Annotated in this window: 20 protein-coding genes; 17 read left to right on the plus strand and 3 right to left on the minus strand. The window is 65.1% G+C overall.

Annotated features, from left to right (window positions below):
• The first annotated feature begins 5 nt into the window (after window positions 1-5).
• Window positions 6-1,136, plus strand: a complete 1,131-nt coding sequence (locus AC2FNA_RS12040; protein WP_496827127.1) for an NAD(P)/FAD-dependent oxidoreductase — start codon at window positions 6-8, stop codon at window positions 1,134-1,136.
• A 148-nt stretch (window positions 1,137-1,284) separates the two neighbouring features.
• Here the strand turns inward: AC2FNA_RS12040 and AC2FNA_RS12045 are convergent, their stop codons facing one another.
• A complete protein-coding gene (locus AC2FNA_RS12045) occupies window positions 1,285-2,169 on the minus strand; it encodes a LysR substrate-binding domain-containing protein (RefSeq protein WP_496826820.1) in 885 nt (294 codons plus the stop codon).
• A 136-nt stretch (window positions 2,170-2,305) separates the two neighbouring features.
• On the opposite strand from AC2FNA_RS12045, the gene AC2FNA_RS12050 reads away from it, so the two are divergent.
• The 4 genes from AC2FNA_RS12050 (at window position 2,306) to AC2FNA_RS12065 (ending at window position 7,680) form a co-directional block, all read left to right on the plus strand.
• A complete protein-coding gene (locus AC2FNA_RS12050) occupies window positions 2,306-3,910 on the plus strand; it encodes a GMC family oxidoreductase (RefSeq protein ID WP_496826822.1) in 1,605 nt (534 codons plus the stop codon).
• Window positions 3,911-4,010: 100 nt separating this feature from the next.
• On the plus strand, window positions 4,011-5,528 hold the full coding sequence (locus AC2FNA_RS12055; RefSeq protein ID WP_496826824.1) for a malonate--CoA ligase: 1,518 nt from the start codon (window positions 4,011-4,013) through the stop codon (window positions 5,526-5,528).
• Window positions 5,529-5,652: 124 nt separating this feature from the next.
• On the plus strand, window positions 5,653-6,882 hold the full coding sequence (fabB, locus tag AC2FNA_RS12060) for a beta-ketoacyl-ACP synthase I (protein ID WP_496826826.1): 1,230 nt from the start codon (window positions 5,653-5,655) through the stop codon (window positions 6,880-6,882).
• A gap of 6 nt (window positions 6,883-6,888) precedes the next feature.
• Window positions 6,889-7,680 (plus strand): enoyl-ACP reductase FabI, encoded by a 792-nt coding sequence (locus AC2FNA_RS12065; protein ID WP_496826828.1) that lies wholly within the window; start codon window positions 6,889-6,891, stop codon window positions 7,678-7,680.
• A gap of 89 nt (window positions 7,681-7,769) precedes the next feature.
• Here the strand turns inward: AC2FNA_RS12065 and AC2FNA_RS12070 are convergent, their stop codons facing one another.
• The gene (locus AC2FNA_RS12070; RefSeq protein ID WP_496826830.1) at window positions 7,770-8,198 is read right to left on the minus strand and encodes an FKBP-type peptidyl-prolyl cis-trans isomerase; all 429 of its coding nucleotides are present in this window, start codon (window positions 8,196-8,198) and stop codon (window positions 7,770-7,772) included.
• 134 nt (window positions 8,199-8,332) lie between these two features.
• On the opposite strand from AC2FNA_RS12070, the gene AC2FNA_RS12075 reads away from it, so the two are divergent.
• The 10 genes from AC2FNA_RS12075 to AC2FNA_RS12120 all read left to right on the plus strand — a co-directional run bounded on the left by AC2FNA_RS12075 (window position 8,333) and on the right by AC2FNA_RS12120 (window position 17,927).
• Window positions 8,333-9,019 (plus strand): haloacid dehalogenase type II, encoded by a 687-nt coding sequence (locus tag AC2FNA_RS12075; RefSeq protein ID WP_496826832.1) that lies wholly within the window; start codon window positions 8,333-8,335, stop codon window positions 9,017-9,019.
• Window positions 9,020-9,847 (plus strand): alpha/beta fold hydrolase, encoded by an 828-nt coding sequence (locus tag AC2FNA_RS12080; protein WP_496826834.1) that lies wholly within the window; start codon window positions 9,020-9,022, stop codon window positions 9,845-9,847.
• Entirely contained in the window at window positions 9,844-10,818 is a 975-nt protein-coding gene (locus tag AC2FNA_RS12085) for a threonine ammonia-lyase (protein ID WP_496826836.1), read from the plus strand. Before AC2FNA_RS12080 ends, AC2FNA_RS12085 begins: the two co-directional genes overlap by 4 nt.
• 107 nt (window positions 10,819-10,925) lie before the next feature.
• On the plus strand, window positions 10,926-11,714 hold the full coding sequence (pcaD, locus tag AC2FNA_RS12090; RefSeq protein ID WP_496826838.1) for a 3-oxoadipate enol-lactonase: 789 nt from the start codon (window positions 10,926-10,928) through the stop codon (window positions 11,712-11,714).
• Between the two features lie 12 nt (window positions 11,715-11,726).
• Window positions 11,727-12,440: an alpha/beta fold hydrolase gene (locus tag AC2FNA_RS12095; protein ID WP_496826840.1), complete on the plus strand. Its 714-nt coding sequence runs from the start codon at window positions 11,727-11,729 to the stop codon at window positions 12,438-12,440.
• Complete coding sequence (locus tag AC2FNA_RS12100; protein WP_496826842.1) at window positions 12,440-13,777, plus strand: class-II fumarase/aspartase family protein; 1,338 nt, start codon at window positions 12,440-12,442, stop codon at window positions 13,775-13,777. The genes AC2FNA_RS12095 and AC2FNA_RS12100 overlap by 1 nt, the downstream gene beginning before the upstream one ends.
• Window positions 13,778-13,837: 60 nt before the next feature.
• Window positions 13,838-15,037: a TCR/Tet family MFS transporter gene (locus AC2FNA_RS12105; RefSeq protein WP_496826844.1), complete on the plus strand. Its 1,200-nt coding sequence runs from the start codon at window positions 13,838-13,840 to the stop codon at window positions 15,035-15,037.
• Between the two features lie 86 nt (window positions 15,038-15,123).
• The gene (locus AC2FNA_RS12110; protein ID WP_496826846.1) at window positions 15,124-16,215 is read left to right on the plus strand and encodes a Zn-dependent alcohol dehydrogenase; all 1,092 of its coding nucleotides are present in this window, start codon (window positions 15,124-15,126) and stop codon (window positions 16,213-16,215) included.
• Window positions 16,216-16,305: 90 nt separating this feature from the next.
• On the plus strand, window positions 16,306-17,532 hold the full coding sequence (locus AC2FNA_RS12115; protein WP_496826847.1) for a mandelate racemase/muconate lactonizing enzyme family protein: 1,227 nt from the start codon (window positions 16,306-16,308) through the stop codon (window positions 17,530-17,532).
• A gap of 110 nt (window positions 17,533-17,642) precedes the next feature.
• Window positions 17,643-17,927 (plus strand): ArsR/SmtB family transcription factor, encoded by a 285-nt coding sequence (locus AC2FNA_RS12120; RefSeq protein ID WP_496826849.1) that lies wholly within the window; start codon window positions 17,643-17,645, stop codon window positions 17,925-17,927.
• Between the two features lie 18 nt (window positions 17,928-17,945).
• Here the strand turns inward: AC2FNA_RS12120 and AC2FNA_RS12125 are convergent, their stop codons facing one another.
• A complete protein-coding gene (locus AC2FNA_RS12125) occupies window positions 17,946-18,941 on the minus strand; it encodes an AraC family transcriptional regulator (RefSeq protein ID WP_496826851.1) in 996 nt (331 codons plus the stop codon).
• Between the two features lie 97 nt (window positions 18,942-19,038).
• On the opposite strand from AC2FNA_RS12125, the gene AC2FNA_RS12130 reads away from it, so the two are divergent.
• Entirely contained in the window at window positions 19,039-20,247 is a 1,209-nt protein-coding gene (locus tag AC2FNA_RS12130) for an acetyl-CoA C-acetyltransferase (protein ID WP_496826853.1), read from the plus strand.
• A 12-nt stretch (window positions 20,248-20,259) separates the two neighbouring features.
• Window positions 20,260-22,404, plus strand: a complete 2,145-nt coding sequence (locus AC2FNA_RS12135; protein WP_496826855.1) for a 3-hydroxyacyl-CoA dehydrogenase NAD-binding domain-containing protein — start codon at window positions 20,260-20,262, stop codon at window positions 22,402-22,404.
• Window positions 22,405-22,416 lie beyond the last annotated feature (12 nt).

The raw sequence follows: 22,416 nt of genomic DNA on the forward strand, positions 1-22,416 counted from the left end.
CGGCGATGGTCCGGGCGACCGAAAGGGCTGATGCCGTGGTCGTCGGCGCAGGATTGCACGGATTGTCGGTGGCGCTGCATCTGGCCCGCGCGGGACTGCGGGTCGTGGTGGTGGAAAAGGACCGCGCCGGGCGGCATGCCTCGGGCGCGAATGCCGGTGGGGTGCGCCGCCTTGGGCGTGCGGTGCCGGAACTGCCGCTGGCCCAGGCCGCGTTGGACCGGTGGCACAGGATATCCGACCTAATCGATGACGACTGCGCATTTGCCCCGGCTGCACAGATCAAGGTGGCCGAAACCGAAGCAGAACTTGCCGCGCTTCAAATGCGTCGGGACAGGCTCCTGTCTTGTGGCTTCTCACATGAAGAGATCATCGGTCAGGCGGCCTTGCGCGCGGTTCTGCCTGCCGCCGCCGCGCATTGCGTCGGCGCCACCATTGTCCATGGTGACGGCCACGCCGATCCATTCCGCACGGTCCGTGCTTTCAGCAGAAAGGCGCGGTCTCTTGGGGTGGCGCTTGTCGAAGGGACCAGGGTCGCAGGGATCGAGCGGGCCAATGGAAGCTGGTTTATAGAGACCTCCGGTCCGAGTTACGCCGCCCCGGTGCTGGTCAACGCCGCGGGCGCCTGGGGCGGAGACCTGGCCGCAATGATGGGCGACCGGGCACCGGTCACCGCCTCGGCCCTGATGCTGATGATCACCGAACGTCTGCGCCCGTTCCTGTCCCCCGTAGTGGGTGCGCAGGGGCGAGCGCTGAGTTTCAAGCAGTTCGGCAATGGCACCGTTCTGATCGGTGGGGCCTATCAGGGAATTGCTGACCCCGATACCGGCACCACAACGTTGGACATGCGCCAACTGGCCCGCAACGCCGCCGCGGCGACAGCGATCTTTCCCAACATGGCGCGCGCGCGTGTGTTGCGAGGCTGGGCCGGGATCGAAGGCATGACCCCCGACCGGTTGCCGGTGATCGGCCCGGCGAGCCGTGACGGAGGATATCACCTGTTCGGCTTCTCGGCCCATGGCTTTGCGCTGGCGCCGATCACCGGCCAGATCATCGCCGATCTGATCCTGAACGGGAGAACGGACCTGCCGATTGCAGAATTCGACATCCAGCGGTTTGCGACGCCCCGCGCCTCTTAGATCGAGGCCCCACGGTCCGGTGACCCGTCCGTTAAGAGTATAAGATTGATTATGTTAATTTTGTCGTTACGCAGACTGGCCCGGCAAGAACACCTAGCGGGGTTCGGTGCCGGAGACTTTAAGCGAGGATGCCGGGCTCGCGGGGCGCTCAACCGCTCAGAAAGAGCCCTCTTATCCAGTCCGAGAACGCGCGAATCTCGTCGCGCTGCTCGACACCGTCACGTTCGACCAGAAAATGCGCCGGTCTGATGGCCAGCCGGTCGGTAACCGGCGCAACCACCAGACCCCGGTCGAGAAACGGTTGGGCAAAGCTCTCCAGCACGATGGCGAGGCCGGAGCCAGCCATCATCGCCTGCAAGGCCATCAGCGAGGAATCGAACCGTGTTACACGGGCCGCAACCGGCAGCGGCAAGCCAATTTGCGCGAACAGACGCGGCCAGTCGGATTCCGACCCATGAATGGTCAGGACATGCACAGCAGCCAGACGGTCGAGTGTCGGTGCCGCGCCAAAACCCGCCAGATAATCCGGTGGACAGACGGGAATAGCGAATTCATGCCCCAGATGGGTGACACGTCCATCCGTCCAGTCGCCAAAACCGAAGCGGATGTCGACATCGCTGATCCCTTCCTGAAACCGGTTGGCCCAGACAAAGGTCGACAATTCGACCTCGATCTCGGGATAACGCTCCAAAAACTCTTGCAGCCGGGGCGCAATCACCAGCGCCGCGCAAGAGATCGAGGCCCGCACCTTGACCCTTTGGCGCCGCGCCTTGCCGAACAGACCGGCGGTCGCGACCTGGATATCGCCCAACCCCTTGCGCACCGGCTGGGCATAGGCCTCGCCCATATCTGTCAGCGCCACACCGCGCGGCAACCGTTCGAACAAGGTGGTTTTCAGATGCTGTTCCAGCAGCCGCATCTGTTGGCTGACCGCGGCAGGGGTCAGCCCCAACTCATCGGCGGCGGCCGAGAAACTGCCAAGTCGGGCGGCGGCTTCGAAACTACGCAGCCAGGTTGGATGAGGAAGGTCCATCGGCGGATTACCTTTAAATATTTTTTGGTCTTAGCCGCAATATCCATTGTTTGGATTGAAAATCAAACTGTGTTCACGCTTCGCGCAGGCCACGGGTGCGATCATGCCGGCACTGGCCCCAAGGCAGGACAGTGCGATGGACAGATTCGATTTCATCATTGTGGGCGCCGGGTCGGCCGGATGCGTTTTGGCTGACCGCTTGACCGCCTGCGGGCGCTACAAGGTTCTGCTGCTCGAGGCGGGCGGCAGCGATAACCGGTTCTGGATCAAGGTGCCACTGGGCTATGGCAAGACCTACGACGACCCGCGGGTCAACTGGTGCTATACCGCCCAGACCGATCCGGGACTTGCCGGGCGGGCCGCCTTCTGGCCGCGTGGACGGGTGCTGGGTGGGTCGTCTTCGATCAACGCGATGGCCTATGTGCAGGGCCTGCCGCGGGATTTCGACGATTGGGAAACCGCAGGCGCGACGGGCTGGAACTGGCAATCGGTCCGCGAGACCTATGCCCAACTGGAAACACGCGACCGGCCCGGACCGGACGGGCGGCGCAGGCTCAGCGGCAGCGGGCCGGTCCATGTCAGCGATGTCAGCGACCGGATGCACCCGTTCTCGGCGCATTTTCTCAAGGCGGCGGCACAGGCCGGCTGGCCGATCCGTGACGACCTGAACGGTGCTGCGCGCGACGGCGTCGCGCGCCTTCAGGGTACTGTCCGCAACGGTCGCCGCTGGTCGGCGGCCGATGCGTTCCTGCGCCCTGCCCTCAAACGGCCCAACCTGCACCTGGTCTCGGAGGCCCTGGTGGAGCGCGTCATCCTGCACGACGGCAGAGCGACGGGTGTGGCGTACCGCGCCCGTGGCCACCGCGTGCAGGCCACGGCCACCCGCGAGGTAATCGTCAGCGCCGGCGCCGTGAACTCGCCGCAGCTGCTGCAACTTTCGGGCATCGGACCCGCCGAGCTGCTGAAACGCCACGGGATCACGGTTGCCCGGGATCTGCCGCAAGTGGGTCAGGGCCTGCAGGACCATCTTGGCATCTCCTATCAGTTCACCGCCACCGAACCGACGCTGAACAACCGTCTGGGCAACTGGCCCGGCAAGATGGCAGCGGGGCTGCGATATCTGCTGACACGCGGTGGGCCGCTCAGCGTGCCGATCAACCAGATCAGCGGTTTCGTGGCCTCGACCCCCGGCGGATCCGCCGACATGCAGGTCTATTGCAACCCGATGTCCTATTCGGTGCGTCCCGATGGCAAACCCGACGTGGCGCCGATGGCCGGTTTTTTGATCTGCGCCCAGCCTTGCCGCCCCACCAGCCGGGGCGCGGTGACGATCCGCTCGCCCGATCCGGAGGTCGCCCCCGATATTCGTCCCAACTCGCTGTCCACCAACGAGGATTGCGCCATGGCCGTTGCCGCCGGACGGATCGCTCAGAAACTGGCGGAGACTCCCGCGATCCGCGCGGTCACGGTCGAAGGACCCGACATCTCCACCATGTCCGATGCCGATCTGCTGGCCGATTTCCGGCAGCGCGCCGGGTCGGTCTATCACGCCAGCTGCACCTGCCGCATGGGGAACTCGGCGCGGGATTCGGTGCTGGATTCACGGCTGCGGGTGCATGGGGTGGCGGGGCTGCGGGTGATCGACGCCTCGTCCTTTCCCAACGTGACCTCGGGCAACACCAACGCGCCGGTCATGATGCTAGCCGCACGCGGGGCCGAGATGATCCTGCGGGACGGCTGACAGAGAACTCGACCCCGCGATGGCGAACCGCCTTTACCATCGCTGTGCGATGTCCCAGAACTGCAAGCGGACCGGAACGTAACGCAGGAAAGGGAACCCGATGACAAATCCCCTCTATGACCGCCTCTTCGGCACCCATGCCGGAAAGGAGACCCCGTTCCTGTTTCTGCCCGACGGGCAGGTGATCAGCCATGCCGGTTTTCTGGCACTTGCCGCGCGGCTGGCCCATGCGGCGACCGACCTGGGTCTGAAACCGGGCGACCGGGTCGCTGCCCAGATCGAGAAATCGCCCGAGGCGCTGGCGCTCTATGCCGCCTGCGCGCAAGCGGGGCTGATCTTTCTGCCGCTCAACACGGCATATACCGCCGATGAACTCAGCTATTTCATCGAAAACAGCGGTGCCGCGCTGATCGTCTGCGAAGGGCGCAGCCGCGACATGCTGGCCCCGATCGCCAAAGGCCTGGGCGCGCGGGTCGAGACCCTGAACGCCGATGGATCGGGCAGCCTGACCGAGCGCGCCGCCGCGATGCCCGAGCGGTTCGACACCGTCGCGCGGGACGGCGGCGACCTGGCGGCCTTTCTCTATACCTCGGGCACCACGGGCCGCTCAAAGGGCGCGATGCTGACCCAGGACAACCTGTTGTCGAATGCCGAGACGCTGGCGCGCGAGTGGCGCTTTACCGCCGATGACGTGCTGCTGCACGCGCTGCCGATCTTTCACACCCACGGCCTGTTCGTCGCCACCAATATTGCGCTGATCACTGGCGGCAGCATGATCTTCCTGCCGAAATTCGACCTCGACCAGGTCATCGCGCAGATGCCCCGCGCAACCGCCATGATGGGCGTACCGACCTTTTACACCCGCCTCCTGGGCGATGCCAGGTTCACTCGCGAATTGGCGCAACACATGCGCCTCTTCGTCTCGGGCTCGGCGCCACTACTGGCCGAAACCCATGTTCAGTTCGAGGAACGCACAGGCCATCGCATCCTCGAACGCTACGGCATGACCGAGACCAACATGAACACCTCCAACCCCTACGAGGGCGAACGCCGCGCGGGCACGGTGGGATTTCCCCTGCCGGGCGTCGAGTTGAAGGTGACCGACCCCGAGAGCGGCGAACCCCTGCCTCAGGGCGAAATAGGCCAGATCGAGGTGCGCGGCCCAAACGTGTTCAAGGGCTATTGGCAGATGCCCGAGAAAACCGCCGCCGAACTGCGCGCTGACGGGTTTTTCATCACCGGCGATCTGGGTTTCGTCGATCCTGACGGCTATGTCACCATCGTCGGACGTGGCAAGGACCTGATCATCTCGGGCGGGTTCAACATTTATCCCAAGGAGCTGGAGCTGCTGCTGGACGATCAGCCCGGCGTGCTGGAAAGCGCGGTGATCGGGGTGCCCCATCCCGATTTCGGAGAAACCCCGCTGGGTATCCTCGTGGCGCAACCGGGCAAGACCCCCGATACACAGGCAATCATGGCGCAGGTTCAGGCCTCGCTTGCCCGGTTCAAACATCCCCGAAAACTGATCGTGATGGATGAATTGCCGCGAAATACGATGGGCAAGGTCCAAAAGAACATCCTGCGTGAACAGTTCAGCGACATGTTTCAGCCCGGCTGACAGGCCCGGCAGTGCCACACCGGCCCGGACCGGATCCAGGATCGGCGACGTCCCCGACACCACGCCACCTTGCACCCGGCCCCGCCAATGCCCTAATAAGACCCGAGCAAGCAAGGGAGGCCACATGCGCCGAGTAGTCGTCACCGGGTTGGGGATCGTCTCCTCGATCGGGAACAATGCCGAAGAGGTCACCGCCTCGCTCAAGGCGGGCCGGTCGGGTATCGTCGCCAGCGAGGAAATGGCCGAACACGGGTTCCGCAGCCGTATCGCCGGCACGCTCAAGATCGACGTGGCCGAACATGTGGACAAGCGCGCGCTGCGCTTCATGGGGCCGGGTGCAGCCTATGCCCATATCGCCATGCAACAGGCCATCGCCGATGCGGGGCTGACCGAGGATCAGATCGTCAACCCCCGCACCGGTCTGGTGGCCGGATCGGGCGGCCCCTCGACCAGCGCCATGCTGAGCGCACATCAGACCGTGCTCAAGACCGGCGCGACCAAGCGGATCGGGCCCTTTGCGGTGCCCAAATGCATGTGCTCGACCATCTCGGCCAACCTGGCCACGGCGTTCAAGATCAAGGGCCTGAACTATTCCATCACCTCGGCCTGCTCGACCTCGCTGCATTGCATCGGCAATGCAGCCGAGCAGATCATGCTGGGCAAACAGGACGTGATGTTCGCCGGTGGTGGCGAGGAGCTGGACTGGACGCTCAGCTGCCTGTTCGACGCGATGGGCGCGATGTCGTCGAAATACAACGACACGCCCGAGAAGGCCTCGCGCGCGTTCGACCAGGATCGCGACGGGTTCGTGATCTCGGGCGGCGGCGGCATCGTGGTGCTGGAAGAGCTGGAACACGCCCTGGCGCGCGGCGCCAAGATCTATGCCGAGGTGACCGGCTATGCCGCAACCTCGGACGGGCATGACATGGTGGCGCCTTCGGGCGAGGGCGGCGAACGGGCGATGCGGCTGGCGGTGTCCACCCTGCCCGAGGACCGCAAGGTCAGCTATATCAACGCGCATGGCACCTCGACCCCGGTCGGTGATGTGGGCGAGGTCGAGGCGGTCCGCCGCGTGTTCGGCGAGGGCCGCGTGCCGCCGATCAGCTCGACCAAGTCGATGACCGGCCATGCCCAGGGGGCGGCGGGCGCGCTCGAGGCGATCTTCTGCCTCTTGATGCTGGAGCATGATTTCATCACGCCCTCGATCAATGTCGACACTCTGGCCGACGGCATCCAGCCCGGCGAGGTCGCGACACAATATGTAGAAAACGCCGGCCTCGATTCGGTGATGACCAACAGCTTCGGCTTTGGCGGCACCAACGGATCGATGGTGCTGAGCAAGTTCAGGGGGTAAGGGCGGATGTCAGGACTTTTGCAGGGCAAACGCGGCCTGATCATGGGGGTCGCGAACGACCGGTCCATCGCCTGGGGCATTGCCAAGGCAATGCACGAGGCGGGGGCGGAACTGGCCTTTACCTACCAGGGCGAGGCCTTTGGCAAGCGGCTGGAACCGTTGGCCGCCAGTGTCGGCAGCGATTTCATGGTCGATGCGGACGTGACCGACGATGCGTCGCTGGACACCGCCTTTGAGCAGCTGGCCGCGCGCTGGCCGACCATGGATTTCCTGGTGCATGCCATCGCCTATTCGGACAAATCCGAGTTGACGGGCCGGTTCCTGAACACGACGCGCGCGAATTTCAAGCATTCTATGGATATCTCGGCCTATTCCCTGATCGAGGTGGCGCGACGCGCCTATCCGATGATGAAGGAGAATGGCGGCACCGTTCTGACGCTGACCTATCAGGGGTCGAACCGGGTGGTGCCGAACTACAACGTCATGGGCGTCGCCAAAGCGGCGCTGGAATCAGCGACCCGCTATCTGGCCAATGATCTGGGCCCCGACGGGATCCGAGTGAATGCGATCTCGCCCGGCCCGATGAAGACCCTGGCCGGCGCCGCCATCGGCGGTGCGCGCAAGACCTTCAAGTTCTGCGACCAGAACGCGCCGCTGCGCTCGAACGCAACGCTCGAGGCGGTGGGCGGTACCGCGGTCTATCTCGCCTCGGACGCAGGCGCCTGCACCACGGGAGAGATCATTCGGGTCGATGGCGGTTTCCACGTTCTCGGCATGCCACAGTCGGAATTCATGTAGAGCGGGCAAGATTTTTCGACGAAAAATCTCGCCTGCCGCGCGCGCTGCGCAACAGATCGGCCCGCCCCTTGCCGGGGCGGGCCGTGTCGTCAGTTGATCGAGACGACCTCGATGTCGAAGATCAGGTCCTGACCGGCCAGCGGGTGGTTGGCGTCCAGCGTCACCGTCGCCTCTTCCAGTTCGACCACCGTCACAGGGATCACCCGGCCATCGGGGGATTGCATCTGCAACTGGGTGCCCAGTTCCAGCGGAATGTCGTCGGGGATACCCTCGCGCGGGATCGCCTGGCGGGCCTCGGGGTTCAGCGGGCCATAGGCCTCCTGACAGGGCACCTCGACGCGCTTTTTCTCGCCGGTTTCCATGCCCGGCATCGCCTTGTCCAGACCGGGAATGATCTGGCCGGACCCGACCGTGAACTCCAGCGGGTCGCGTCCTTCGGAACTGTCGAAGGTTTTGCCGTCGAGCAGGGTTCCGGTGTAGTGGATGCGCACCGTGTCGCCTTGTTTGATCTGGGTCATGCCGTCTCCGTCTGGGGCAGTTTTGAAAGAACGCCCAGCCTAGACCCTGTCACGCCAATGTAAACCCCGCCCCCTTTCGCCCGCCGCGCGACTGTGCGAGGCTGCGCCGCGCGACCCCTTGCGGAGAGGATACGATGTCCATAACCACCTGCGTATTCGATGCCTATGGCACGTTGTTCGACGTCTCCGCCGCCGCCCGGCAGGCGGCGGACGAACCCGAAAACGCCGCCCTGCGCCCGCATTGGCAGGCGCTGGCCAGTCATTGGCGGCTGAAACAGCTGCAATACAGCTGGCTGCGCACGATCACAGGGGCGCATACCGATTTCTGGCAAGTGACCGGCGAGGGGCTCGATTGGGCTCTCGAGGCGGTTGGGCTGGCGGGTGATGCCGCGCTGCGCCAACGGCTGCTGGACCTCTACTGGCAATTGCAGGCCTATCCCGAGGTTCCGGCGATGCTGCGCGCACTCAAGGCCGCCGGGCTGGAAACCGCAATCCTGTCCAATGGCTCTCCCGACATGCTGGACGGCGCGGTGCGCTCGGCCGGGCTGGGCGATGTGCTCGACGATGTGCTTTCCGTGGAAAGCGTCGGCATCTTCAAACCCGATCGCCGGGTCTATGACCTGGTGGGCCAGCGGTTCGGTTGCCCGCCCGATGCGGTGCTGTTCGTGTCCTCCAACGGCTGGGATGCGGCGGCTGCGGCGGGCTATGGGTTCCGCACCGCCTGGGTGAACCGCGCGGGCGAGCCGGTGGACCGGCTGCCCTGGACGCCCGACCATATCCTGTCGGATCTGACCGGCATTCCTGAGCTGGCGGGGGTCTGAATGGCCGCTTTCACCACGACCGATGGCCTCCGCCTGTTTTACGAGGACGAGGGGGCCGGCCAACCGCTCCTCTGTCTCGCCGGGTTGACCCGGTGCAGCCGCGATTTCGAGTTCCTGCTCCCGCATGTGACCGATCTTCGGCTGATCCGCCTCGATTATCGCGGGCGGGGGCAGTCCGACTACGATCCCGATTACCGCAATTACAATGTCCTGCGCGAAGCTCACGACGTCATCGAACTGCTCGACCATCTGAGGTTGGAAAGGGTGACAGTGCTGGGCACCTCGCGCGGGGGCATGATCGCCATGGCGCTGGCCGCCAGCCACCCTGGCCGGCTGGCGGGGGTGATCCTGAACGATGTCGGACCGGTGATCGAGCCGGTGGGCATCGCGCGGATCATGGATTACGTGGGCAAGAAACCGGTCTCGAAAACCCATGACCAGGCCGCACTAGCGCTGAAACAGGCGATGGAGCCGCAGTTTCCCGGCATCCCGCTCTCGGTCTGGCGCAAACAGGCCGAAATCCAGTATGCCGCCACCGAACATGGGTTGGCACTGCGCTATGACGACGGGCTGCACAGGGCGTTGCTGGATCAGGCCGCAACCGGGGCGATCCCCGATCTGTGGCTGTTCTTCGAGGCGCTGCGCAACATTCCCACCGCCGTGTTGCGGGGGGCGAATTCCGATATTCTGGGCGCCGGCACCGTGGCCGAGATGCATCGCCGCCATCCCGGCCTGATCTCGGCCGAAGTGCCAGACCGGGGCCATGTGCCCTTTCTCGACGAACCGCAATCGCTGGACCTGATCCGCCGCATTCTGGAGGCCGCATGAGCAGCATCGAATTGATCGAGGCCGCAGCCGCACGGCTGTCGGGCCATGTCCGCCGCACGCCGCTGCTGAGCTCGCCCTTTCTGGACGAGATCGCCGGGCGCCGGGTGCTGGTGAAACCCGAGTGCCTGCAACATACCGGCAGCTTCAAGTTCCGCGGCGCCTGGTCGGCCATTTCGGCCCTCGACCCCGAGACGCGCGCCCGCGGCGTCATCGCCTATTCCTCGGGCAATCACGCGCAGGGGGTCGCCCATGCGGCGACGCTGCATGGCATCGCCTCGGTCATCGTGATGCCCTCGGACGCGCCCCGGCTCAAGATCGACAACACGAGGGCGCTTGGGGCCGAGGTGGTACTGTATGACCGGGGCCGCGAAAGCCGCGAAGAGATCGGCGCCGCGCTGGCACGCGTACGCGGGCTGACACTGATCCGTCCCTATGACGAACCACAGGTGATCGCCGGTCAGGCCAGTGTTGGGCTGGAACTGGCCGAACAGGCGGCCGAACTGGGCGTCGACAGCGGCGATGTGCTGGTCTGTTGCGGTGGCGGCGGGTTGACCTCGGGCGTGGCACTGGCGCTTGAGGCCCGCGCACCGGGATTGCGCGCGCGCCCGGTCGAGCCCGAGGGGTTTGACGATGTGAAGCGCTCGCTCGCCAGCGGGACCATCAGCCGCAACGCTTCGGAAACCGGCAATATCTGCGACGCGATCCTGACGCCGGAACCGGGCAGGATCACCTTTCCGATCCTCAGCCGGCTCTGCGGTCCCGGACTGGCGGTGAGTGAGGACGAGGCCCTCCGCGCCATGGCGCTGGCCTTTCTGCGGCTCAAGATCGTGCTGGAACCGGGCGGGGCGGTCTCGCTTGCAGCGGCCCTGTTTCACGCCGATCAGATCGAAGGAGACAGCGTGATTGCCGTGGCCTCGGGCGGCAATGTCGACGCCGCGGTGTTTCGCACTGCGTTAGAGCGCTTTGCCTGAACGGGCCATCCAAAGGCAAAATGACGCCATGCGGCGTCAGGATGCTTTACCTTCCCCGGCGTAAGGCTCTAGTCTGGTTTCACACTGGAAAGGGGAGTCGCTGCCAAATGCGGATCGCGGATCTGGGGGATATCAGGCTGCATTACCGGGTCGACGGCGACCCCGAAGGCGCACCTGTGCTGTTCATTAACTCGTTGGGAACCGATCTGCGCCTATGGGAACCGATCCTGCCGCATCTGCCCGCGGGGCTACGACTGATCCGCTATGACAAGCGCGGCCACGGCCTGAGCGACGCGCCGGACGGGCCCTATGCCATGGGCACGCTGGTGCGCGATGCCGAGCGGTTGCTCGACATGCTCGAGGTTCGCGAGGCGGCAGTGGTGGGCCTGTCCATCGGCGGCATGATCGCGCAGGGTTTGGCGGTCAAACGGCTGGACCAGGTGCGCGCGCTGGTTCTGTCCAACACCGCTGCCAAGATCGGCACCAAGGAGATGTGGCAGGACCGTATCGCCGCCGTCACCGCAGGCGGCATCGAGGCACTGGCGGATGCCGTGATGGAACGCTGGTTCTCGCGCGGGTTCCGCACCACGGCCGAGCTGACCCTTTGGCGCAACATGCTGGTCCGGCAACCGGTGCAGGGCTATGCCGGGTGCAGCGCCGCCATCGCGGGCACCGATTTCTATACGCCAACCAGCGGCCTCAGGTTGCCGGCCCTTGGCATAGCCGGGGACGAAGACGGCTCGACCCCGCCGGATCTGGTGCGGGAAACCGTCGAGCTGATCCCCGGTTCGCAATTCCACCTGTTCCGCAAGGCCGGACATCTGCCCTGTGTCGAACACCCCGCCGCCTATGCCGAACGGCTCGTGCAGTTCCTGCACGACGTGGGCCATATCTGAGAGGGCACGGCCATGGCCGATTTTCTTCTGATCCACGGATCCTGCCACGGGGCGTGGTGCTGGCGCGACCTGATCCCTGCGCTGGAGGAGCGCGGCCACACGGTGCGCGCCATCAACATGCCCAGCCATGGGTCGGACGTGACTCCGATCAACGAGGTTACACTGGACAGCTGTCGCGACGCGGTGCTGGACGCCAGTACAGCCGACACTCTGATCCTGGGCCATAGCTGGGCCGGTTATCCGATCAGCGCCGCTGCTGAACGAAACCCTGGCGCGATGCGCGGGCTGATCTATCTGTGCGCCTATGTGCCCCTCTCGGGTCTTTCGATGGTCGAGATGCGCAAACGCGCGCCGCGCCAGACCCTGACCGAGGCGGTGTTGAAATCCGAGGACGGGTTATCCTATACCGTCGACCCCGAACGGGTCGCCGATCTGTTTTATCACGACTGCCGGCCCGAGCGGGTGCGTTACGCCCAGCCGCGCCTCTGCCCGCAAGCGATCGCGCCGCAAGAAACGCCGTTGACCCTGTCCGACCGCTTCTCAAGCGTACCCAAGGTTTACATCCGCTGCGCCGAGGACCGAACGATCCCACCTGAATACCAAGAGGAGATGACGGCAGACTGGCCATCCGACCGTGTCCATGTCATGAACAGCTCTCATTCGCCGTTCTTTGCCGACCCGCAGGGGCTGGCGCGGCTGCTGACACGGATCGAAGGACAGTTCTGATGGCCGCATCAGTGTTTGACAGCGCGCATCTGGCGCGCCTTTTTCCTGCGGGCGATGCCGGGCGGCTGTTCACCGACGGGGCCGAGTTGCGCGCGATGCTGCTGGTCGAGGGGATGCTGGCCAAGGCGCAAGGCGCGCTGGGGCTGATCCCGGCCGAGAGCGCCGGTGCAATCCACCGCGCGGCGATGGAAATCCACCTCGACCCCGGCGTCCTGGCTGAGGCGACGGGGGCAAACGGGGTCAGCGTCCCGGCGCTGGTCGCCGCATTTCGAAGCGAAATGCAGGCGCCCGAACATGCGCAATATGTGCATTGGGGCGCTACTTCGCAGGATATCATCGACACCGGCCTGATGCTGCGATTGCGGCAGGCGGTATCGGTGCTGGAACGGGATCTGGGTGCGATCCTGGAGCTCCTGGCGGGGCTGGCCGAAACCCATGCCGATCTGCCCATGGCAGCGCGCAGCTACGGTCAGCATGCCACCCCCACCAGCTTTGGCGCAGTGGTCTCGGCCTGGGGAGCAACGCTGCTTGATCTGTTGCGCGAATTGCCCGGTCTCAGGCGCGATTGCCTGCTGGTGTCACTGTCGGGCGCCGCCGGCACCAGCGGTGCGCTGGGGCCAGAGGCGGCGCGGCTGCGCACCGATCTGGCCCAGCTTCTGAACCTTTCCGACCCCGGGCGCAGCTGGCATACCGACCGGACCCCGGTGCTGCGGCTCGCCGACTGGTGCACCCGCATCGCGCTGGCGCTTGGCAAGCTGGGCGAGGATGCCATCGAGCTGACCCAGACCGGCATCGCCGAGATCACGCTGGGTGGCGGCGGCGCGTCCTCGACCATGCCGCAGAAACAGAACCCGGTCGGCCCCTCGGCGATGGTGGCACTGTCCCGGCAAGTGCCGGGCCTCTTGGCGGTGCTGCATGGCGCGGGCGTGCACCGGTATCAGCGCGATGGTGCCGCCTGGTTCACTGAATGGATGTGCCTGCCGCAGATCGTGCTGGGCGCTGCGTCCTCGGTACAGATCACCCAGCGCCTGCTGCCCGGACTGGCCCCCTGCCCCGACACCATGGCCGCCACGCTCGAAATGGGTTTTGGCACCATCCACGCCGAGGCGGTGAGCTTTGCGCTCGCCGCCCACCTGCCCCGCCCCGAGGCGCAGGCCACCGTCAAGAGGCTCTGTACCGAGGCGATGGAGAGCCGGGTGCCGCTGCGCGACCTGATTGCACGCGATTGGCCGCAGTTGGACGCGGTGGCACTGACCGACCCGGCCCGACAGCTGGGTGCCGCCCCGGACGAGGCCCGCGCCTTTGCCGCCCGCGTCCGGTCGCAAGCGGTCACTTAGCGGCTTTTCAACCCCGACCGGCGCGGCTAGGGTCTGGCAAACTAAACCGGACGGTTCAGAATGCGCCTGCCCTTTCTCTTCATCCTGGCGACGGTGATGATCGACGCCATGGGAATTGGCCTGATCATGCCGATCATGCCCGACCTGATCGTCGAGGTGAAAGGCGGCACCCTGGCCGACGCGGCGCTGTGGGGCGGCGTGCTCAGCACCGCCTTTGCCGCGATGCAGTTCCTGTTCGGCCCGATCATCGGCAGCCTGTCCGATGCCTTCGGACGGCGCCCCGTTCTGCTGGTCTCGCTCTTTGTCATGGCGCTGGACTATGTGGTGATGGCGGTGGCGGGCAGTATCTGGCTGCTGTTGGCGGGCCGCGTCGTGGGCGGCATCACGGCGGCCACCCATGCCACCGCCTCGGCCTATATGGCTGATGTCTCGCGCCCCGAGCAAAAGGCCGCCCGTTTCGGCATGCTGGGCGCGGCCTTTGGTGTCGGCTTTGTGCTGGGGCCGCTGATGGGCGGGGTCCTGGGCGAGTTCGGCACCCGCGCGCCATTCTGGGCGGCGGCGGTTCTGGCCGGGCTGAACTTCATCCTCGGCCTGTTCGTGATGAACGAAACGGTGACCGCCGCGACCCGCCGCTCCTTTTCCTGGGTCAGCGCCAATCCGCTGGGCGCCTTTCGCATGTTGGGCGGGGTGCCCGGGCTCAAGGGCCTTCTCTGGGCCTATTTCCTCTATTCCGTTGCGATCTATGTCTACCCGGCGATCTGGTCCTATTTCTCGCAGGAGCGGTTCGGCTGGTCACCCAAAATGATCGGCCTGTCGCTGGGTATCTTCGGCTTCCTGATGGCAGTGGTTCAGGGCGGGCTGCTGCCGCATCTCACCCGCCGCATCGGCGAGCGCCGCACGGTGATCTGGGGGCAGCTGTTCGACTTCGTGGGCTTCGGGCTGCTCGCTTTCATCGCCAGCGGCACGCTTGCCCTGATCCTGATCCCGATCACCGCGATGGGTGCGGTGGTCCCGCCCGCCTTGCAGGCGATCATGTCGCGCAGCGTGGCCGACGACCAGCAGGGCGCGCTGCAAGGGGTGATGTCCGCCGTACATGCGCTGTCGATGATCGTCTCACCCCTGTTGATGGCCAGCGTATTCGCCCACTTTACCGGACCACAGGCACCGGTCTATCTGCCCGGTGCGCCTTTCCTCGTCGCGCTGGCATTGATGGCGGCAGGTTTGGTGATCTTTTTGCGCACGCGGACTGCCGTGACGTAATTGCGACGTATCTTTGCCGGTTTCCACCTTGCCGCACCGAGCGCCGCGGTCCACCGTAGGGTAAAGAAATGCCGAGGAGAGCCGGGATGCAGAGAATCCGCGCCGCCGTTTGCCATGAGTTCAATGCACCACTGGTGGTCGAAGAAGTGTTGCTTGCCCCGCCCGGTACCGGCGAGGTCGAGGTGACGCTGGAGGCGGTCGCGATCTGCCATTCCGATATCTCCTATGCCGATGGCGCCTGGGGCGGGCATCTGCCGGCGGTCTACGGGCACGAGGCGGCGGGTACGGTCTCTGCCGTAGGCCAAGGCGTACAGGGCTTTGCCCCGGGCGATCCGGTCGTGGTCACGCTCATCCGCGCCTGTGGCAGTTGCGCCAATTGCGCGGGCGGCCAACCCACGATCTGTGACACACCCTATGACGGGGTCAAGCAAGGCCCCTTGCGTACCGTTGACGACGGACCGCTGCTTCAGGCCATGGCCTGCGGCGCATTCGCCGAAAAGGTGGTGGTCAGCCAGCGCCAGATCGTCAGGATCCCCGATGATATGGGCCGCGACGTGGCCTGCCTGCTCTCCTGCGGGGTGATCACCGGGGTCGGGGCGGCGGTCAACGCCGCCCGGCTGCGCGCCGGGCAGGACGTGGTGGTGATCGGTGCGGGTGGCGTCGGGTTGAACGCCATCCAAGGTGCCCGCATCGCGGGCGCCCGTCGCATCGTCGCGGTGGATATGACCGAAGAGAAACTGAACATCGCCCGCGAGTTCGGCGCCACCCATGGTGTGCTCGCCACCAGTCCGAAACCCTGGCGCGCTGCCTACAAGGCGCTTGGCGGGCGCGGCGCCGATGCGGTGCTGGTCACGGTCGGTGCGGTGCGCGCCTATGACGAGGCACCCAAATACCTGGGCTGGGGCGGCAGGGCTGTGATGATCGGCATGCCACATGCCGGCGCCATGGCACAATACGAACCGATGAGCGCCTCGTTCCAGGGACACGGGCTGATCGGCTCAAAAATGGGCGACGTGGTGATCCAGCGCGATATCCCGTGGATGATCGACCTTTACCAGCAAGGCCGTCTCAAGCTCGACGAGCTGATCTCGGGGCGCTGGTCGCTGGAGCAGATCAACGAGGCCATCGCCGACACCCGCACCGGAAGCGCCAAACGTAACGTGATCCTGTTCACCTGACGCCGGAGACTGTCGGCAAATTTTCCCCGAAAATTTGCCAGCAAAAAATTTTCAATTTTTTGCCTCCGCCCCCCCTCGATGGAGTACCAGATGAAGCTGCAAGACCTCGATATCATCGTCACAGCGCCACCCGCTCCCGGCTGGGGCGGGCGCTACTGGATCCTGGTCAAGGTGACCACCGATACCGGCATCACCGGCTGGGGCGAGTGCTATGCCTCCTCGGTCGGGCCAGAGGCGATGATCCATGTGATCCGAGACGTGTTCGACCGGCACATGGCAGACGAAAACCCCGAGAATATCGAACTGATGTTCCGCCGCGCCTATTCCAGCGGCTTTACCCAGCGTCCCGATCTGACCGTGATGGGCGCTTTCTCGGGCCTCGAGATCGCCTGCTGGGACATTCTGGGCAAAGACCGGGACCGCCCGGTGCATGCGCTGATCGGTGGTCGGATGAACAAACGTATCCGCGCCTATACCTATCTTTATCCGCTGCCGCATCACGATATCGCGGGCTTCTGGACCTCGCCCGACCAGGCCGCCGAATGCGCCGCCGAAATGGTGCGCCGGGGGTATACGGCCGTGAAATTCGACCCTGCCGGCCCTTACACCATCCGGGGCGGCCACATGCCCGCGATGACCGACATCTCGCTGTCTGTGGCCTTTTGCAAGGCGATCCGCGAGGCGGTGGGCGACCGCGCCGACTTGCTGTTCGGCACCCATGGCCAGTTCAACACCGCTGGCGCCATTCGACTCGGGCAGGCGCTTGAGCCCTACTCGCCGCTCTGGTTCGAAGAGCCGACGCCCCCCGACAATATCGAGGACATGGCCCGCGTCGCCCGAAACGTGCGCATTCCCGTGGCCACCGGCGAGCGAATGACCACCAAGACCGAATTCGGCGCCGTGCTGCGTGCCGGGGCGGCCGAGATCTTGCAACCGGCCCTGGGGCGCGCGGGCGGCATCTGGGAGATGAAAAAGGTTGCCGCCATTGCCGAACTGTTCAACGCGCAGATGGCGCCGCACCTCTATGCGGGGCCGATCGAGTGGGCGGCCAATATCCAGCTTGCGGCGTCGATCCCGAACATCCTGCTGCTCGAAAGCATCGAGACCCCGTTCCACGATGCGCTGATCAAGGGCTCGATCCAGGTCGATAACGGATTCGTGATCCCACCGGATGCACCCGGCCTTGGGATCGAGGTGGACGAAGCGTTGGCCCGCGCGCATCCTTTTACCGGCCGCGATTTGCACCTCAACATGCAGGAAGCCCCTTGCGATTATGCCAGCGGCAATGCGTTTCAAGGCGGAGCCCCAACGATCTAGGGGTGACATCATCCCTGTCCTTGAGGCATATTGACGCCATTTACGAGGACAGGACCCCCAACGTGACCGTGCAAGATGCCACCCCTTTGTCGCCAGAGACACCCGATGATATGGCGAGCAACGCCGCCCGCGCGGCGGGCTATCTCAAGACGCTTGCGCATGAGGGGCGCTTGATGATCCTGTGCCATCTGGGGGCGGGCGAAAAATCGGTGGGGCAACTGGAGCACCTCCTGGAGATCCGACAGGCCGCGGTCAGCCAGATGCTTGCCCGACTGCGCGAAGAGGGGCTGGTCAGCACCCGGCGCGAAGGCAAGACCGTTTTCTATTCTCTGTCCGACAGCAATACCGAACAGGTGATCGGGTTGCTCTATTCCCTGTTCTGCGGCACCGAGTAGGGTGCAGGCATTCCTGGCTCAGAACTCTGACACCCGATAGCTGCGTGGGGTCAGCCCGGTCCAACTTCGAAAAGCGCGGATAAAGGCGCTTGCCTCACTGAACCCGGTCCGGGCAGCGATCTCTTCGACCGGGGAGTCAGTGGTGGTCAGCAGCCTGACCGCCAAATCGCGCCGGACCTGCTTGCGTATGTCGGAGTAATCGACCCCGTCCCGTTTCAGTCGGCGGCGCAATGTATGCGGCGCGATACCCAGCGTTGTCGCGATCTGCGCCATATCCGGCAGCGCCCCTTCGGCGCTGAGCAGGGTTTCGACCGCAACGGCGACCTCCAGCGGCAGACCAGCGGTGCCATCCTGCGGCAGAAACGCATCCAGCGGTGTGCGCCGCGCATAGGCGGCGGCCTGCTCTTCGGTCCGAAGGACCGGCAGGCGGGACAGCGACAGCGGGATCGCGATCCCGCTGCCGCCCTGCCCGAACTGCATCGGCGCCCGGTGGAACATGGCGCGATAGGCCGCAGCATGACCGGGCGCGGGATAGTCGAACCAGACCCCATTAATCGCACCGCGATTGCCCACCACCCAGGCCAGCATCCGGCTGACCAGGACCAGCACCATCTCGACCGCGGCGATATTGAGCACCTCTCGCCCCGGAATGCGGGTCATCTCGAACAGCAAGTTGGCGCCATTTTCCCGCAGCGAATAGCGAAAGGAATTGTCCATCAGGTCCATAAAACCAACCGCACGGGCATAGGCTGCGCCCAATGTGTCGGCATGGCTGACATGGGCGGCCATGATTGCGTGCGTCCCCACCCGTTGCGGGCGCTGCTGCAATCCTGCCAACTCATCATCCAGCGCTAGCGTCACCGCCCGCACAAGACGCACGAAATCGGGCGCCTCCAACGCACCGACAACACCAGATAGCCCCGCCCGCGTCAGGATAGACCCTGGGTCGGCACCGCGCGCCACCGCGCCTTCGAGGATATTGGCGACAATTGTCGCCGGGATCGTGACCGCCATACCTGTCACTTAATGTCTATTTTTCTGCTCGGCCAGATCATTGTGTTCCGCCCACTCCCGCCCCTAGGCTGTTGCCAAACCTTCAGGAGGAACGGTCATGGCAACACCCGCCTATATCTATGACGCCCTGCGCACGCCCCGCTCGCGCGGCAAGGCCAGCGGCGCGCTTTACGAAGTGAAGCCGATCCAGCTGGCCGCCGGTCTCTTGCGCGAGATGCAGGCGCGCCACGACATGGACACCGCGCGTGTGGGCGACGTGATCCTGGGCTGCACCGCGCCGGTGGGCGATCAGGGCGCCTGCGTCGCCAAGGCCGCCGTGCAGGCGGCCCATTGGGACGAGGCCGTGCCGGGCGTGCAGTTGGATCGGTTCTGCGCCTCGGGGCTTGAGGCGGTGAACATGGCCGCCGCCAAGGTTGGATCGGATCAAGAGGAACTGGTGGTCGCGGGCGGCATCGAATCGATGAGCCGCATCCCCATGCTCAGCCAGGGTGGCGCGATGTTCACCGACCCCGATTTCGTGATCGACCAGAACTCGGCCCCGCAGGGCATCGGCGCCGACCTGATCGCCACCATCGACGGCTACAGCCGCGAGGATGTGGACGCATTCGCGATGGAAAGCCAACGCCGCGCCGCGCATGCCCGCGACAGCGGCTGGTTCGACCGCTCTGTGGTGCCGGTGCGCGATGAAAACGGTATCACCATCCTCGAGCGGGACGATTTCATCAAACCCGACACCGACATGCAGAAGCTGGGCGCGCTCAACCCCTCGTTCGCGGGCATGGGTGCCTTTGGCTATGATGACATGGCGCTGGCCAAGTATCCCCAGGTGGCGCGCATCAACCATGTGCATACGCCCGGCAACAGCTCGGGCATTGTCGACGGGTCGTCCGCCGTGCTGATCGGCTCGGAGAAGGCGGGCCGCGATCTGGGGCTGGAACCGCGCGCGCGCATCGTCTCGGCCACCGTCATCGCCACCGATCCGGTGATCATGCTGGCGGGCCCCGGCCCGGCGGCCAAAAAATGCCTCGACAAGGCGGGGCTGAAGGTCTCGGACATCGACATCTGGGAAATCAACGAGGCCTTTGCCTCGGTCGCGCTGCGCTACATGAAGGATCTGGATATCGACCACGAGATCACCAATGTGAACGGCGGCGCCATCGCCATGGGCCACCCGCTGGGTGCCACCGGGGGCATGCTGGTGTCGACCGTGCTGGACGAGCTGGAGCGCCGGGGCGCGAAACGGGCGATGATCTCGCTTTGTGTCGGTGGCGGCATGGGCATCTCGACCCTGATCGAACGTCTGTAAGGGAGCGGCAGAATGGGTGATTTTCATTATGCAAAGGATGCCGATGGCATCGTTACCGTGACCATGGACATGGACGGGCCGGTCAACGCGATGAATGCCGAGTTCTGGCCGCTCTTTGCCGCGACCATGGACCGGATCGAGGCGGAGCCCGAGCTGAAAGGCGTGATCTGGACCTCGGCCAAGGACACGTTCTTTGCCGGTGGCGACCTGAAGATGCTGAAAAGCATCGAGCCCGACGGGGTCGAGGCGCTGTTCCGATCCGTCGAGGCGACCAAGGCCGTGATGCGCCGGATGGAGAAACAGCCCGTACCCCATGTCGCCGCGATCAATGGCGCCGCACTTGGGGGCGGGTTCGAGATCTGTCTGGCCTGCAACCACCGCATCGCCGCCGACAACCCGAAAACCAAGATCGGCCTGCCCGAGGTCACACTGGGCCTGTTGCCCGGCGGCGGTGGCGTCGTGCGCCTGACCTGGATGCTGGGGCTGGAAGGCGCGATGCCCTTCCTGCTCGAAGGGCGGCAGGTCTCGCCCGACAAGGCGCTCAAGACCGGGCTGATCCATCAGGTGGTGCCCGCCGACCAACTCCTGACCCGCGCCAAGGAATACATCCTGTCGGTGCAGGGCGATGCGGCGGCGGTGACCCAGCCCTGGGACACCAAGGGCTACAAGATCCCCGGCGGGCCATCGACCGCGCCGCATAACATGACCCGCATCGCGGGCGCTGCCGCGATGCTCTACAAGAAGACACGCGGGCTGATGCCTGCGCCCGCGCGCATTCTCGACATCATGACCGAGGCAGCGGGCAAGGTCGATTTCGACACCGCAACCCGCTATGAAAGCCGCCGTTTCGTGTCGCTGACGCCACTGGCCAGCACCAAGAACATGATCGAGACGCTGTTTTTCGGCATGAACAAGGTCAATGGCGGCGCCAGCCGGCCCAAGGGCGTGCCGCCCTCCAAGGTGCAGCGCCTCGGCATCCTCGGCGCCGGCATGATGGGGCAGGGCATCGCCTTTTCCGCCGCCACGGCGGGGTTGCCCGTGGTGCTCAAGGACCAGACGATGGAGGCCGCCGAGCGCGGCAAGGCCTATACGGCCGGTCTGTTGGACAAGCGGGTGAAACAGGACCGGATGAGTCCCGGCGAGCGCGAGGCGGTGCTGGCGCTGATCACCCCGACCGACAAGGCCGACGACCTGAAAGGTTGCGACCTGATCATCGAGGCGGTGTTCGAAAAGATCGACATCAAGGATGCGGTTCTGGCAGAGCATGAGGCGCTGCTTGCTGAAAATGGCATCTGGGGCTCGAACACCTCGACCCTGCCGATCACCCGCTTGGCCACCGGCGCCGCGCGGCCCGAGAACTTCGTCGGGCTGCATTTCTTTTCACCCGTCGACAAGATGCCCCTGTTGGAGATCATCGCCGGAGAGAAGACTTCGGACGAGACGCTGGCGCGGGCCTTCGACTTTGCCCGCCAGATCCGCAAGACCCCGATCATCGTCGGTGACAGCACCGGGTTCTATACCTCGCGCACCATCGGCACCAAGATCATCGAGGCAGTGGAGCTGGTGGCCGAGGGGCACGATCCGGTACGCGTCGACAACCTGTCGCGCCTCACCGGCATGCCCACCGGCATGCTGTCGCTGCTCGACGAGGTGCAGATCAAGCTGGTGACCGATATCTACAACACTCAGGTGGAAATGGGCCTTCTCGACCCCGACAAGGAACAAAACCCCGCCGCCCGCGCCATGCTGGCCGAAATGATCAGCCAGCACGGCCGCCATGGTCGTGCCACTGGCAAGGGGTTCTATGACTATGACGCTCAGGGCAAGACGATCTGGCCGGGACTGGCCGCCTGGCGCAAGGAAGGGGCCGATATCCCCGACGCGGACATCAAGGACCGCATCCTGTTCCGCGCCGTGCTGGAAAGCCTGCGCTGTCTGGAAGAGGGCGTGCTGCGCACGGTCGAGGATGGCAATGTCGGTTCGATCCTCGGGATCGGCGCGCCGGTTCATACCGGCGGCTATCTCCAATACGTCAACACCTATGGCCCGGCCCGGTTCCTGGCCCGGTGCGAGGAACTGGCCGGCAAATACGGAGACCGGTTCGCCCCGCCCGAGATCCTCAGGAAACATGTGGCCGAGGGTCGCGCCCTGGCCTGACACCGTGGGGCG

Source organism: Ruegeria sp. YKSD163 (assembly GCF_059612905.1).

Bases quoted from the DNA above. Each gene is read 5' to 3' on its own strand.
- AC2FNA_RS12040 (WP_496827127.1), top strand. From the start codon at position 6: ATGGTCCGGGCGACCGAAAGGGCTGATGCCGTGGTCGTCGGCGCAGGA.
- AC2FNA_RS12045 (WP_496826820.1), bottom strand. From the start codon at position 2,169: ATGGACCTTCCTCATCCAACCTGGCTGCGTAGTTTCGAAGCCGCCGCC.
- AC2FNA_RS12050 (WP_496826822.1), top strand. From the start codon at position 2,306: ATGGACAGATTCGATTTCATCATTGTGGGCGCCGGGTCGGCCGGATGC.
- AC2FNA_RS12055 (WP_496826824.1), top strand. From the start codon at position 4,011: ATGACAAATCCCCTCTATGACCGCCTCTTCGGCACCCATGCCGGAAAG.
- fabB (WP_496826826.1), top strand. From the start codon at position 5,653: ATGCGCCGAGTAGTCGTCACCGGGTTGGGGATCGTCTCCTCGATCGGG.
- AC2FNA_RS12065 (WP_496826828.1), top strand. From the start codon at position 6,889: ATGTCAGGACTTTTGCAGGGCAAACGCGGCCTGATCATGGGGGTCGCG.
- AC2FNA_RS12070 (WP_496826830.1), bottom strand. From the start codon at position 8,198: ATGACCCAGATCAAACAAGGCGACACGGTGCGCATCCACTACACCGGA.
- AC2FNA_RS12075 (WP_496826832.1), top strand. From the start codon at position 8,333: ATGTCCATAACCACCTGCGTATTCGATGCCTATGGCACGTTGTTCGAC.
- AC2FNA_RS12080 (WP_496826834.1), top strand. From the start codon at position 9,020: ATGGCCGCTTTCACCACGACCGATGGCCTCCGCCTGTTTTACGAGGAC.
- AC2FNA_RS12085 (WP_496826836.1), top strand. From the start codon at position 9,844: ATGAGCAGCATCGAATTGATCGAGGCCGCAGCCGCACGGCTGTCGGGC.
- pcaD (WP_496826838.1), top strand. From the start codon at position 10,926: ATGCGGATCGCGGATCTGGGGGATATCAGGCTGCATTACCGGGTCGAC.
- AC2FNA_RS12095 (WP_496826840.1), top strand. From the start codon at position 11,727: ATGGCCGATTTTCTTCTGATCCACGGATCCTGCCACGGGGCGTGGTGC.
- AC2FNA_RS12100 (WP_496826842.1), top strand. From the start codon at position 12,440: ATGGCCGCATCAGTGTTTGACAGCGCGCATCTGGCGCGCCTTTTTCCT.
- AC2FNA_RS12105 (WP_496826844.1), top strand. From the start codon at position 13,838: ATGCGCCTGCCCTTTCTCTTCATCCTGGCGACGGTGATGATCGACGCC.
- AC2FNA_RS12110 (WP_496826846.1), top strand. From the start codon at position 15,124: ATGCAGAGAATCCGCGCCGCCGTTTGCCATGAGTTCAATGCACCACTG.
- AC2FNA_RS12115 (WP_496826847.1), top strand. From the start codon at position 16,306: ATGAAGCTGCAAGACCTCGATATCATCGTCACAGCGCCACCCGCTCCC.
- AC2FNA_RS12120 (WP_496826849.1), top strand. From the start codon at position 17,643: ATGGCGAGCAACGCCGCCCGCGCGGCGGGCTATCTCAAGACGCTTGCG.
- AC2FNA_RS12125 (WP_496826851.1), bottom strand. From the start codon at position 18,941: ATGGCGGTCACGATCCCGGCGACAATTGTCGCCAATATCCTCGAAGGC.
- AC2FNA_RS12130 (WP_496826853.1), top strand. From the start codon at position 19,039: ATGGCAACACCCGCCTATATCTATGACGCCCTGCGCACGCCCCGCTCG.
- AC2FNA_RS12135 (WP_496826855.1), top strand. From the start codon at position 20,260: ATGGGTGATTTTCATTATGCAAAGGATGCCGATGGCATCGTTACCGTG.